Raw genomic sequence first — 12,052 nt, forward strand, 5'->3', positions numbered from 1 at the left:
GATTGAAAGGTTGGATTTTTCTATGCACCAGGAGCTGTAACGCATGAGTGAGCCCGCACCGTCCCAAGACGGTCTGAAGCGTGGTCTCAAGGCCCGCCACCTGCAGATGATTGCAATTGGCGGATCGATCGGAACCGGACTGTTCGTCGCCTCCGGCGGAGCCATCGCCGACGCGGGCCCCGGGGGAGCGCTCATTGCCTACGGCCTGATCGGCCTCATGGTGCTGCTGCTGATGCAGTCGCTGGGCGAAATGAGCGCGCGGCTCCCGGTCGCCGGCTCCTTCCAGACCTATGCCACTGTCTTCGTGAACCGGCATTTCGGCTTTGCCATTGGCTGGAACTACTGGTTCAACTGGGCGATCACCGTCGCCGCCGAGCTGGTCGCCGCGGGCATCATCATGTCCTACTGGTTCCCCAATTCCCCGAGCTGGATCTGGGCGGCGCTCTTCCTGGCGCTGCTCACCGGCCTGAACGCCCTGTCCGCCAAGGCCTTTGGCGAGGGCGAGTACTGGCTGGCGATGATCAAGGTCGTCACCGTGATCGTGTTCCTGATCTGCGGTGTGGCGATGATCTTCGGCATCATCGGCGGAACCTCGCCCGGCTTCAGCAACTGGACCGAAGGCGAGGCGCCGATCGTCGGCGGCTGGCTGTCCATCGTCTCGGTCTTCATGATCGCCGGCTTCTCCTTCCAGGGCACCGAGCTGATCGGCGTGGCAGCCGGCGAGGCGGAGAACCCCAAGCGCGACATCCCGAAGGCCATCAAGGCGATCTTCTGGCGCATCATGCTGTTCTACATCGGCGCGATCTTCGTGATCGGCATGCTGATCCCGTACCTGGATCCCTCGCTGCTCTCCTCCGAGGCATCCGACATTGCGACCTCGCCGTTCACCCTGGTCTTCGAGCGCGCCGGCATCGCTTTCGCCGCGGCGCTGATGAACGCAGTGATCCTCTCCGCCATCCTGTCCGCGGGCAACTCGGGGCTATATGCCTCTGCGCGCATGCTTTATTCGATGGCGCTGGACGGCAAGGCGCCGAAGATCTTCGGGCGGCTGAACCGCCGCGGCGTGCCGATGCCCGCCATGCTGCTGACCGCTTCGGTGGGCCTGTTCGGCTTCCTGACGGCCATCATCGGGCAGGGCGCAGCCTACACCTGGCTGCTGAACGTCTCAGGCCTGTCGGGGTTCATCGCCTGGGTGGGCATCGCGGTCTGCCACTACCAGTTCCGCAAGCAGTACATCGCCAGCGGCCAGGACCTTGCCAAGCTGCCCTACAAGGCGCCGCTGTTCCCGCTGGGCCCGATCCTGGCGTTCGTGATCCTCATCGTGGTCATCGCCGGCCAGAACTACCAGGCGGTCATCGAGGGCAACCTGCTGCAGGTGGTCTCCTCCTACATCGGCCTGCCGATCTTCCTGCTGCTGTGGCTGGGCCACTGGCTGGCTACCCGCAAGCAGCCAGCCGTGAAGATCGACCCCTGGACCGCAAAGCTGCACTAGGCGTTCAGCGCCGCATCCACGATCACCCGGGCCTCTGCCAGCACCTGCTGCAGATGCTCGGGTGATTTTGTCGATTCCGCGTAGATCTTGTAGATATCCTCGGTGCCCGAGGGGCGCGCCGCGAACCAGGCGTGCTCGCTGGAGACCTTCAGCCCGCCGATCGCGAAGCCGGAGGCCTCGGTGGCCTTGGCGGTGATCGGGTCGCCGGCCAGCTCGGTGGCCTCGACCATGCCAGGGTTCAGCTTGCCCAGCACCGCCTTCTGCTCGCGGCCGGCCGGGGCGTCGAAGCGGTCGTAGAAGCTGCCGCCGTGGCGGGCGACCAGCTCGGCGTGGATCTGGCTGGGGCTCTTGCCTGTCACCGCGCGGATCTCGCTGGCCAGCAGAGCCAGCATCAGCCCGTCCTTGTCGGTGCTGAAGGCACGGCCTGCGAAGTCAAGGAAGCTGGCGCCTGCCGACTCCTCGCCGCAGAAGCCCACCTGGCCGGAGGCCAGCGGCTCCACGAAGTACTTGAAACCCACCGGGACCTCCAGCAGCTCGCGCCCGTGGGCGGCGACCACGCGGTCGATCAGCACCGAGGAGACCAGCGTCTTGCCGACCTTTGCGTCGGCGGGCCATTGCGGGCGGTGGGTGAGCAGGTAGTCGATGGCCACTGCCAGGAAGTGGTTCGGGTTCATCAGCCCGGCGTCCGGGGTGACGATACCGTGGCGGTCCGCGTCAGCGTCGTTGCCGGTGGAGATGTCGTACTTCTCGCGGTTGGCTACCAACGAGGCCATGGCGTGGGCGGAGGAGCAGTCCATGCGGATCTTGCCGTCCTTGTCCAGCGTCATGAAGCCGAAGCGCGGATCCACGGTGTCGTTCACGACGCTCAGGTTCAGCCCGTAGCGCCGTCCGATCTCGCCCCAATAGTGCGCCGAGGCGCCGCCCAGCGGATCGGCGCCGATCGAGATGCCGGAGTCCGCGATGGCCTTGAAGTCGATGACCTGCGCCAGGTCCGCGATGTACAGCTCGCGGAAGTCGAATCGCTGCGCGTCCGGGGTGCCGCGCTTGATCTGCCCGCCGCCGGCCAGCAGCTCGTTGGCGCGGGCGGCGATGGGGCCGGTGATCTCGGATTCGGCCGGGCCGCCGTGCGACGGGTTGTACTTGATGCCGCCGTCGGCCGGGGGATTGTGCGAGGGGGTGATGATCAGCCCGTCCGCCTGAGCGCCGCCGCGCGCGTTGTGCACCAGGATGGCGTGGCTCAGCGCCGGGGTGGGGGTCAGCCCGTCCTCGGCCAGCACCGTGACGCCGTTGCCCGCCAGCACCTCCAGTGCGGTGCGGTAGGCCGGTTCGGAGAGCGCATGGCTGTCCTTGCCCACGTACATCGGGCCGGTGATGCCGGCGGCGGTGCGGTAGTCCACGACGGCCTGGGTGATCGCGGCGATGTGCGCTTCGTTGAAGGTGCCGTTCAGCGAGCTGCCGCGGTGGCCGGAGGTGCCGAAGACGACCGCCTGGTCGGGGTTCGCGCTGGAGGGCACGATGCCCGTGTAGGCGTCGAGGACCGCCTTGAGGTCGATCAGGTCGGTTTCCTGCGCCGGCTGGCCGGCTCGTTCGTGTGCCACTGCGTGTATCTCCTAGTTGGTGCGATGTCCGCGGGGTCGTAGACAATGGATAGTGATGAGCTACTACCCATACCCGCAAAACCCCTACCAGCGCCCGCCGGAATCGACCGGGCTGTCGGTGGCCTCGCTGGTGCTCGGCATCCTCTCGATGCTGGGCTTCGCCATAATCATTCTAGTTCCGCTGGCCGGAGTCATCACCGGACACCTCGGCTATCGGCGCGAACCGAACTCGCGGGCGCTGTCGCTGGCCGGACTGATCACCTCGTGGATCGCGCTGGTGATCGCGGCCCTTCTCTACGCGGTCGTGATCTGGCTGGTCTTCTGGATGCCCGGGGCGATCTACGAATACACCGACTACGCCTACAACGACCTGAATTACACCTAGACCCGCAGTCGGAGCGATGCTAACTTAACGATAATCGTTATTAACGACTATCGATAGGATCGCCATGCTCGCGATATTGCCACTGCTGCTGGTCTTGGTCCTGCCCGTGACAGTCCTCGGGATTGTCTACGTGCTGCGCCGCAAATCGTCCGATAGCAGCGCAGTCGTCGCCTTCACCCGGATCGTCGCCTGGATTGGCGTGGTGCTGATCGGCGGCTCCCTGCTTGTCGGCGCTGTGGCGGCGATCGCGAATGGCGAATCGACGCTCCAGGTGCCGGTCGAACCGTACTGGCCTGAATTTCCCGCGGTCAGCGACGTGACCCCGGACCACGGCGACGCCGTGCGCAGCGAAATCACCACGGTGACGGTGACCGCCACGAACCTTGGCGCCGCAACCCGCGGCTTGCTCGCCGCGGGCTCCCTGGTTTCCGGTCTGGCCGTTATCGCGGTGCTGGCGGCCCTCATCGCCCTGTGCGGCAAGCTGCTGGCCGGCAAGCCGTTCAGCGATTCGCTGCGCCGCGCCGGACGGATCGCCGCCTCGGCGCTGGCCCTGGGGACGCTGGTCGGCCAGACGCTCACCGGCATCGGCGCCTACCGGGCGGGCGAGGAAACGCTGCGGGTGGACGGCTACACCAGCACGGGAGACCAGGAATTTCCGGGTTTCTCCCCGTGGCCGGTCCCGGCCTTCTCCATCGACTACGACTTCGCGCCGTTCCTCATGGCCTTGGCCATCCTGGTGGTGGTTGAGCTGGTTAATGCCGGCATGGCGATGGCGCGGCAGAACGAGCGGCTGCGGGCCGAGACCGATGGGCTGGTCTGACCCGTGGAGCTGCGCACGGTGCACTGCAGGCTAACCGAATTGCTGGCCGAGCGCGCTATGACCCTGGTCCAGCTCAGCGAGCTGGTCGACGTCTCGGTGGTGAACCTGTCTGTGCTGAAGAACGACCGGGCCAAGGCCATCCGCTTCAGCACCCTGGTGGCCATCTGCCAGGCCTTGGACTGCGAGATCGGCGAGCTGCTGGTCCTTCGTTAAACGGCTGCGGCGCGGATCCCGGAGGAATCCGCGCCGCTTGGGTGTCCGGGCTTTAGTGCACCGAACCCATGAGCTTCTTCAGGGCCGGGGTGGCCGCCAGCATGGCGATGCCCAGCACGACGGCGGTGCCGCCCATGGCGATGAAGTAGGCAACCTCGTTGCCCGGGGTGTAGAAGCCTGCCAGCACGCCCGACAGGGTGGTGCCCAGCGAGATCGACAGGAAGAACAGCGCAATCATCTGGGTGCCGAAGGCGGCGGGAGCCAGCTTGGTGGTCACTGCCTGTCCGGTCGGGGAGAGCAGCAGCTCGGCGATGGTGCACAGCAGCAGGATGCCGATCATGGCCGGCAGCGGGGTCATTTCCAACGAGTTCAGCGGGATGAAGCACAGGAAGGCTGCGCCCACCACCACTAGCGACAGGCCGAACTTGGTGCCGGTGCGCGGCTGGCGCGTGCCCAGCTTGGTCCACATGGCGGCGAAGACGCCGGCCAGCAGCACGATGAAGACCGGGTTGATCGACTGGACCCAGCTGGCTGGCATCTCCCAGCCGAACAGGTGGCGGTCAAGGCGCTCGGCCGAGTAGGCGGCGACGAAGGTGAACTGCTGCTGGAACAGCGCCCAGAAGGCCGCCGAAGCGATGTAGAACGGAATGAACGCGTACACGTTCTTGCGCTCGCGGTCGGTGACGCGCGGGCTGCGCAGGATCAGCACGAAGTACACGATGCTGGCGGCGATCACCACGTAGGCGATGGTCGAGGCCAGGTTGTCAGGGGTGACGATCTTGGTCGCGAAGGCGGCGATGATCGCCACGATGACTGCCAGGAAGATGACCACGTAGCGGGTGCGCTCGTTCTTCGGCAGCGGGTTCGGGACCTCGCGCACCGAGTCCGGCAGGTTCTTGCGGCCGAACGTGTAGATCAGCAGGCCGACGCCCATGCCCACGGCCGCGGCGCCGAAGCCCACGTGGAAGCCGAAGTTCTGGTGCAGCAGGCCGGTCAGCAGCGGGCCGACCAGGCCGCCGATGTTCACGCCCATGTAGAAGATGGAGAAGCCGGCGTCGGACTTCGGGTCGTCCTTGGCGTAGAGCGAGCCGACCAGCGCGGTGGCGTTCGCCTTCAGGCCGCCGGAGCCGATGGCCACCAGCACCAGGCCGATGGCCAGACCGGTGACGCCCGGCAGGAATGCCAGGGCAAGGTGGCCTGCCATAATCATCAGGGCGGAGACGAACAGCACGCGTTCCGAGCCCCACAGTCGATCGGCGATCCAGGCGCCGAGGATGGTGCTCAGGTAGACTGCGCCGCCGTAGGCGCCGACCAGCGACAGCGCCAGTCCCTGGTCCAGTCCCAGGCCGCCGTCGGCGACCGTGAAGTACATGTAGTAGGCCAGCAAAGCCTGCATGCCGTAGAAGGAGAATCGCTCCCACATCTCGACGCTGAACAGGTTTGCGAGCGCGCCCGGGTGGCCAAAGAAGGTCTTGGCCGGGCGTTGAGTGCTCGGTGTTGCAGTAGACATACGTAATATTTTTCGCTTTTCCGGAGGCGAGTACCTACTTCTGTCGGAAAGCTCACACTGAGATCTGCAACGCTAAAGCCAGGAGCATCCCCTCGTCCGAACGCGGTGAAATCAGCTGGATTCCCAGTGGGAGGCCTTCTTTGCTGGTACCCACGGGGACGGTAATCGCGGCCGCGGAAGAGACGTTGACCATGGAGCTGTACGGGGAGTACTGGCACTGCAACATATAATCGCGCTCCGCCGATCCTTGGGTATAGTGCCCCACCATCGGCGGGACGCCTGACAGCGCCGGGGTGGCGATCACGTCGTAGGCCGACCACTGCCGGATGAAGTCCGCCGCGATCTGCCGGATCCGGGTGGCCGCCTGGGTTGCGGCCTGCAGGCTGCGCTGCTGCGAACGGCGCCGGAATTCCCGCGCGAGGGCCCCAAGCCTCGATTCGTCCTGCAGCGGGATGTCCTTCAGCCCGTTGGTCCACACCGCGCCGAAGGCCTCGGGGTAGTCCTCCGCATAGGCCAGTTTGGCCAGCTCGACCTGGTGGCGCTGCGCCAGCAGCTTCAGCCCGGCGCTGAACGCCTGCTGGGCGTCGGGGGAGACGGTGATCTCGTAGGCGCTCTGGAACGGCGAGTGGGTGCTGTAGCCGATGCGCAGGTTCGCCAGCTCTTCCGGGTAGCGCCCGCGCAGCAGCGGCAGGTAGTGGTCGGTTCCGCGCATCGCATCCATCAGCAGGGCCGCATCCAGCGCGTCGTGGGCCAGCGGCCCGGAAACCGTGAGCTTGGGGGCGCCGAAGCCGTCGCTGTAGCCTTCCAGCACGTCGCTGGGGATCCGACCCAGCGAGGGCTTGAGTCCCACCAGGCCGCAGGCGGCCGCCGGGATGCGCACCGAGCCGCCGCCGTCCGAGCCCGGGCCCACCGGAATCATCCCGGCGGCCACCGCGGCGGCCTGCCCCCCGGAGGAACCGCCGGAGGAGCGCTGCGGGGCGAGGGGGTTGCGCGAGGGCGCGGCGATCAGGTTCTCCGAATAGCTGCTCAATCCGAACTCGGGCACCTGGGTCTTGCCCAGCACGATGACGCCCTCGGCGCGCAGCCGGGCGGCCAGCGCCGAATCCCGGGTCGCGATCGGGTGTTCCACGGCGGCCGAGCCATGCGTGGTCGGCATGCCCGCTACGTCCCCCAGGTCCTTGAACGCGGTGGGCATCCCGTGCATCCGGCCCAGCTGCCCGCGGTTTTTCACGAAGGCCTCGTCGGCCCGGGCCGCGGCATCCAGCGCGGCCTCGGAAACGTGGACGAAAGCGCCCAGGGAGCGCTGCTCGTCGATCCGCTGCAGGTGGTGGGCGGTGGCCTCGCGGCTGGAGATTTCTCCGGCGGCCAGCTGGTCGCGCAATTTCACGGCGCTAAGGGGCAACATGTCGGCTTTCGACGGAGGAATGACTAGTCTTTTAAGCAAACACCCAATCTGAGAGGAATTCCAGCCATGAGCGACTTCGAGACCGTCACGGTCACCAACGTACCCAAGGACGCATTCATCCTGGACGTGCGCGAGGACTTCGAGTGGGAAGCCGGCCACGCCGCGGGCGCCACCCACGTCGCGCTGGGCACCCTGCCGGAGCGCGTTTCCGAGCTGGACCCGGACGTGGACACCTACGTCATCTGCCGCACCGGCGGGCGCTCGGCGCAGGCCGCCGCTTGGCTGACCGGCATGGGCTACACCGCCTTCAACATCGCCGGCGGATCCGACGCCTGGATCGAGGCCAAGCTGCCAATGGAATCCGAAAACGGTCAGGAGCCGACCGTCCGATGAAATACGCCTATCTGGGCCCCTCAGGAACTTTCACCGAATCCGCGCTGCTGCAGCTTGACGGCGCGCGCGACTCGGAACGCATCCCCGCAGCCAACGTGAACGCCGCCCTGTCCATGGTGCGCGAGGGCGACGTCGACGCCGCCGTCGTGCCCATCGAGAATTCGGTGGAAGGCGGGGTGTCGGCCACGCTGGATTCCATCGCCACCGGCGACTCGCTGCAGATCGTGGCCGAAATCCTGGTGCCGATCACGTTTGTGCTCGCGGTGCGCGAGGGCATCACCGAGCTGGGCCAGATCAGGCAGGTATCGACGCACGGGCACGCGTGGGCGCAGTGCCGGCTGTGGGCCGAGGCGAACATCCCGGCGGCGGTCTTTGCCCCGGCGTCCTCCACAGCGGCCGGCGCGCTGGGCCTGCAGGATCCCGAGCAGCACCACGACGCCGCCATCTGCAGCCCGCTGGTCGCCGAGGAGCGCGGCCTCCACGTGCTGGTGCGCGGCGTGGAGGACAACCTCGGCGCGGTCACCCGGTTCATCGTGGTCACCCGCCCGGGACGCATCCCGCAGCCCACCGGCGTGGACAAGTCCACGCTAATCCTGCCGCTGGCGGAGGACCGCCCGGGCGCGCTGATGGGCATCCTGGAGCAGTTCACCGCGCGCGGGGTCAACCTCTCGCGCATCGAGTCGCGCCCCACCGGCGAGGGCCTGGGCAAGTACTTCTTCTCGGTCGACGTGGAAGGCCACGTGGCGCAGGAGCGGGTCGCCGCGGCGCTGTCGGGCCTGCACCGGCTGTGCCCGGAGCTGAGCTTCCTGGGGTCCTACCCGGCCGCCCAGGGCGCCGCCCCGTTCGTCGACACCCACAACTCCGACGACGCGTTCATCGAAGCGCGCGCGTGGGTCGACGCCGTGCGCGCACGCCTCTAGGGGGTGCGCAGGCGCAGCGAACCGGCGTTCACCGAGACTTCGAGTTCGTTGACCTGGCCGGTGGGATCCCCGTCGATCTGCGTGTTCATGGGTTCGGCGCAGCGCAGGGAGATCCCGCTGGTCTGGTAGAAGCTCATCACCGGGATCTTGTTTTTCGCGCGGAACGCGGTCTTCAGCAGGATCCAGGTCCAGCCCGCGGCCGAGCGCGGGGAGAGCACCACGGCATCCAGCACGCCGTCATCCAGCTTCGCGTCAGGCACGAAGTCCAGCCCCTGCAGCTTGCCCACGTTGGCGAACAGCACCGAGCGGACCTTGCGGGTCTGCCAGTTGGAATCGCCCGAGAGCTTGAAGTGCACGCGCTTGCGGCGGCCCGGCAGCTGGCGCAGGCCAGCCTGCGAGTAGGCCAGCCAGCCGACCTTGGACTTCATCTCCTCGTCGGTGTCGTCGAAGAGGTCGGCGTCGGTGCCCACGCCGGCGATCACGAGGAACGCATGGTCCGCGGTGGTGCCGTCCAGCAGGTTCAGCTTCATGTGCCCCACGTCGATGCGCCGCACCGTGCCGCGCACTGCCACCAGCGCGGCGGTGTGCAGGTCCTCCAGCGGGACCTCCACGTTGCGCGCCAGCAGGTTTCCGGTGCCCAGCGGGATGATGCCCAGCGTCGATTCGGTGCCTTCGAGCACCTCGGCCGCGGCGCGGATGGTGCCGTCGCCGCCCGCGGCGACAATCGTGTCGCATCCGGCGTCCAGCGCCTTGCGGGCCGCATCCTGCCCGGCGTTCTCCGGGGTCGTATGGAAAACCAGCGGCGCCTCCATGCCCGCTTCGGCACAGACCCGGGCCACCGCCTCTTCCGCGTCATCCCCTCCTGACTTGGAGGGATTGACGATCAACGCAACCTTGGACGGCTCTGTCTGGGCCACCTTCTCGGCAGGCCTGCTCAGCGGCTTGCTTGACTGCGAAAGTTTGCGCACCGAGTACCAGCTGGTTGCCGCGGCGGCAGCTGCTGCGGCCGCGGCAGAGAGAATGATCGCCCTATTTGTCTGCATAGTGCTCTCATCGTACTCATGGTTGCTACGCTTAATGTGTGATCGACCTGAAAATGCTCACCGAAAATCCGGATTTGTACCGCGCTTCGCAACGTGCCCGCGGTGCCGACGAGTCGCTGATCGATCAGCTCATTGAAGCTGATGCAGCCCGTCGCGAGACCATCGCCACCTTCGAACGCCTGCGCGCAGAGCAGAATGCGTTCTCCAAGAAGGTCGGCCAAGCCAAGGGCGAGGAGCGCGCCGCGCTGCTGGCCGAGGTCAAGGAACTGGCCGCCTCCGTGAAGTCAGCGCAGGCCGAGGCCGACGCCGCGGCGGCCGCTTCCGTGGCGCTGCAGCGTTCCATCCCGAACCTGATCATCGACGGCATCCCCGCCGGCGGCGAGGACGACTTCACCGTCATCAAGCACGTGGGCACCCCGCGCGATTTCAAGGCAGAGGGCTTCGAGCCGCTGGACCACTTGCAGATCGCCGAGAAGCTCGACGCCATCGACATGGAGCGCGGCGCCAAAGTCTCCGGCTCCCGCTTCTACTTCCTCAAGGGCATCGGCGCACGCCTTGAAATCGCCATGATGAACATGGCCGTTGACGTGGCCATGGACCACGGCTTTACTCCGATGATCACACCGACCCTGGTCCGCCCGGAAACCATGCAGGGCACCGGCTTCGACGTCGAGCACGACGACGAGATCTACAAGCTCGAGCGCGACGACCTGTACCTGGTCGGCACCTCCGAAGTGGCTCTGGCGGGGTACCACGCGAACGAGATCATGGACCTGTCCGAGGGCCCGCTGCGATACGCCGGCTGGTCCTCCTGCTACCGTCGCGAGGCAGGTTCGGCTGGCAAGGACACCCGCGGCATCATCCGCGTGCACCAGTTCAACAAGCTGGAGATGTTCATCTACACCAGCGTGGAGAACGCCGAGGCTGAGCACGAGAAGCTGCTGGCCATGGAAGAGGACATGCTCGGCCGCATGGAGCTGGCCTACCGCGTGATCGACACCGCCGCCGGCGACCTGGGCATGAGCGCGGCCCGCAAGTTCGACTGCGAGGCCTGGGTGCCGACGCAGGAGACCTTCCGCGAGCTGACCTCGACCTCCAACTGCACCACCTTCCAGGCGCGCCGCCTGAACATCCGCGAACGCGAGATCGTCGACGGCAAGCCGGGCAAGACCCGTGCGGTCGCCACCTTGAACGGCACGCTGGCCACCACCCGCTGGATCGTCGCCATCCTGGAAACCCACCAGAACGAGGACGGCACCGTGAATGTGCCCAAGGCGTTGCAGCCGTACCTCGGCGGACTCGAAGTCCTCAAGTAAAACCACAAGCAAACCGGCCTTCGGGCCGGTTTGCTCGTTTAAGGAATACTGCGCTTCACCCGAAGTTCACCTGTGCCTGTGCCACGGATCATCGCAATATTTCGCAGGTGATGGTTCACTGGGGACATGACAGTTTTAACTAGAACCGGCAACGATGACCGGTTGAATACACGAAAATTGATGATTTGCCTCGATGTGGACGGAACCATCGTCAACCACCGGGGACAGATGAGTGAGCGGGTACGCCGTTCCGCCCGCGACGTCGTCGAGCGCGGCCACGAGGTCGTCATTTCCACCGGACGCTCGCTGGGCGCGGCCCTTCCTATCGTCCGCGAACTGGGCATCGACCACGGATATGTCGTCGCCAGCAACGGCGGCGTCCTGGCGAAAATCACCGGCGAGGACGTCGACGTCTTCCATCGAGAAATTTTTGATCCGTCGCTGGCGTTGGCCGCCTTATGGCGTTCGCTGCCCAACGCCAAATACGCGCTGGAGAACGAACGCGGAGAATTCCTGTCCAGCGATGTTTTCACGGACGCAAGCTTCGGCGCCGAATCCCAGGTCGTGGACTTCGAGGAGCTGGTCAACAGCAAGGCAGTGCGCGTGGTGGTGTTTTCCACGGACGCCACCGCCGAGGACTTCGGCCAGGCGGTGCAGGGGCTTGGCCTCTCCGGCGTCACCTACTCGGTGGGCTGGACCGCTTGGCTGGATATCGCCGCCGAGGGAACCACCAAGGCCAGCGGCCTGGAACGCCTGCGCGCGATCCTGAAATTCGACACGGCCGACACTCTGGCCGTGGGCGACGGGCGCAACGACATCGAGATGCTCCAGTGGGCAGGGCTCGGCGTTGCCATGGGCCAGGCCCCGGACGAGGTCAAGGATGTCGCGGACGCGATTACCGACGGCGTAGATGACGACGGTTTGGCAGTGGTCCTCGAAGAGCTTCTGCAGCGATAG

General features: G+C 66.4%; 12 protein-coding genes. 8 read left to right on the top strand and 4 right to left on the bottom strand.

Features of this window, described 5'->3' with window-relative positions; translation table 11 throughout:
- Window positions 1-43: 43 nt before the first annotated feature.
- Window positions 44-1,492, top strand: coding sequence for an amino acid permease (locus ACTX90_RS00315; protein ID WP_047120616.1), 1,449 nt, complete (start codon window positions 44-46; stop codon window positions 1,490-1,492).
- Here ACTX90_RS00315 and pgm read toward each other — a convergent pair.
- On the bottom strand, window positions 1,489-3,090 hold the full coding sequence (gene pgm, locus ACTX90_RS00320) for a phosphoglucomutase (alpha-D-glucose-1,6-bisphosphate-dependent) (RefSeq protein WP_443442675.1): 1,602 nt from the start codon (window positions 3,088-3,090) through the stop codon (window positions 1,489-1,491). The two genes, ACTX90_RS00315 and pgm, sit on opposite strands and share 4 nt — an antisense overlap.
- 55 nt (window positions 3,091-3,145) lie before the next feature.
- Here pgm and ACTX90_RS00325 point away from each other — a divergent pair, with 55 nt between their 5' ends.
- The 3 genes from ACTX90_RS00325 (at window position 3,146) to ACTX90_RS00335 (ending at window position 4,508) form a co-directional block, all read left to right on the top strand.
- Window positions 3,146-3,475, top strand: a complete 330-nt coding sequence (locus ACTX90_RS00325; protein ID WP_113607252.1) for a DUF4190 domain-containing protein — start codon at window positions 3,146-3,148, stop codon at window positions 3,473-3,475.
- Window positions 3,476-3,539: 64 nt separating this feature from the next.
- Window positions 3,540-4,295, top strand: a complete 756-nt coding sequence (locus tag ACTX90_RS00330; protein ID WP_047120618.1) for a hypothetical protein — start codon at window positions 3,540-3,542, stop codon at window positions 4,293-4,295.
- 57 nt (window positions 4,296-4,352) lie between these two features.
- Window positions 4,353-4,508: a helix-turn-helix domain-containing protein gene (locus ACTX90_RS00335; RefSeq protein ID WP_082124090.1), complete on the top strand. Its 156-nt coding sequence runs from the start codon at window positions 4,353-4,355 to the stop codon at window positions 4,506-4,508.
- Window positions 4,509-4,560: 52 nt separating this feature from the next.
- Here ACTX90_RS00335 and ACTX90_RS00340 read toward each other — a convergent pair whose 3' ends face one another.
- Both ACTX90_RS00340 and ACTX90_RS00345 read right to left on the bottom strand, forming a co-directional pair.
- A complete protein-coding gene (locus ACTX90_RS00340; protein ID WP_113607250.1) occupies window positions 4,561-6,018 on the bottom strand; it encodes a peptide MFS transporter in 1,458 nt (485 codons plus the stop codon).
- Between the two features lie 52 nt (window positions 6,019-6,070).
- Window positions 6,071-7,423, bottom strand: a complete 1,353-nt coding sequence (locus tag ACTX90_RS00345) for an amidase (protein WP_053797131.1) — start codon at window positions 7,421-7,423, stop codon at window positions 6,071-6,073.
- A gap of 66 nt (window positions 7,424-7,489) precedes the next feature.
- Between ACTX90_RS00345 and ACTX90_RS00350 the strand changes: the two genes are divergently transcribed.
- Both ACTX90_RS00350 and pheA read left to right on the top strand, forming a co-directional pair.
- Window positions 7,490-7,816 carry a rhodanese-like domain-containing protein gene (locus ACTX90_RS00350; protein WP_047120622.1) on the top strand — a complete coding sequence of 109 codons (327 nt, stop codon included), beginning with the start codon at window positions 7,490-7,492 and terminating at the stop codon, window positions 7,814-7,816.
- Window positions 7,813-8,736 carry a prephenate dehydratase gene (pheA, locus tag ACTX90_RS00355; protein ID WP_120991600.1) on the top strand — a complete coding sequence of 308 codons (924 nt, stop codon included), beginning with the start codon at window positions 7,813-7,815 and terminating at the stop codon, window positions 8,734-8,736. Before ACTX90_RS00350 ends, pheA begins: the two co-directional genes overlap by 4 nt.
- Here the strand turns inward: pheA and ACTX90_RS00360 are convergent.
- Window positions 8,733-9,779, bottom strand: coding sequence for a diacylglycerol/lipid kinase family protein (locus ACTX90_RS00360; RefSeq protein WP_443442676.1), 1,047 nt, complete (start codon window positions 9,777-9,779; stop codon window positions 8,733-8,735). The two genes, pheA and ACTX90_RS00360, sit on opposite strands and share 4 nt — an antisense overlap.
- Window positions 9,780-9,817: 38 nt before the next feature.
- Here ACTX90_RS00360 and serS point away from each other — a divergent pair, with 38 nt between their 5' ends.
- Together serS and ACTX90_RS00370 are read left to right on the top strand one after the other, a co-directional pair.
- Window positions 9,818-11,095 (top strand): serine--tRNA ligase, encoded by a 1,278-nt coding sequence (serS, locus tag ACTX90_RS00365; protein WP_443442677.1) that lies wholly within the window; start codon window positions 9,818-9,820, stop codon window positions 11,093-11,095.
- Between the two features lie 126 nt (window positions 11,096-11,221).
- Window positions 11,222-12,052 carry an HAD family hydrolase gene (locus ACTX90_RS00370; protein ID WP_443442678.1) on the top strand — a complete coding sequence of 277 codons (831 nt, stop codon included), beginning with the start codon at window positions 11,222-11,224 and terminating at the stop codon, window positions 12,050-12,052.

Source organism: Glutamicibacter soli (genome assembly GCF_052322135.1).
Lineage (GTDB): Bacteria > Actinomycetota > Actinomycetes > Actinomycetales > Micrococcaceae > Glutamicibacter > Glutamicibacter soli.

What these genes read in the sequence shown, in the direction of transcription:
- ACTX90_RS00315 (WP_047120616.1), top strand. Translation starts at nt 44, where the DNA reads ATGAGTGAGCCCGCACCGTCCCAAGACGGTCTGAAGCGTGGTCTCAAG.
- ACTX90_RS00325 (WP_113607252.1), top strand. Translation starts at nt 3,146, where the DNA reads ATGAGCTACTACCCATACCCGCAAAACCCCTACCAGCGCCCGCCGGAA.
- ACTX90_RS00330 (WP_047120618.1), top strand. Translation starts at nt 3,540, where the DNA reads ATGCTCGCGATATTGCCACTGCTGCTGGTCTTGGTCCTGCCCGTGACA.
- ACTX90_RS00335 (WP_082124090.1), top strand. Translation starts at nt 4,353, where the DNA reads ATGACCCTGGTCCAGCTCAGCGAGCTGGTCGACGTCTCGGTGGTGAAC.
- ACTX90_RS00340 (WP_113607250.1), bottom strand. Translation starts at nt 6,018, where the DNA reads ATGTCTACTGCAACACCGAGCACTCAACGCCCGGCCAAGACCTTCTTT.
- ACTX90_RS00345 (WP_053797131.1), bottom strand. Translation starts at nt 7,423, where the DNA reads ATGTTGCCCCTTAGCGCCGTGAAATTGCGCGACCAGCTGGCCGCCGGA.
- ACTX90_RS00350 (WP_047120622.1), top strand. Translation starts at nt 7,490, where the DNA reads ATGAGCGACTTCGAGACCGTCACGGTCACCAACGTACCCAAGGACGCA.
- pheA (WP_120991600.1), top strand. Translation starts at nt 7,813, where the DNA reads ATGAAATACGCCTATCTGGGCCCCTCAGGAACTTTCACCGAATCCGCG.
- ACTX90_RS00360 (WP_443442676.1), bottom strand. Translation starts at nt 9,779, where the DNA reads ATGCAGACAAATAGGGCGATCATTCTCTCTGCCGCGGCCGCAGCAGCT.
- ACTX90_RS00370 (WP_443442678.1), top strand. Translation starts at nt 11,222, where the DNA reads ATGACAGTTTTAACTAGAACCGGCAACGATGACCGGTTGAATACACGA.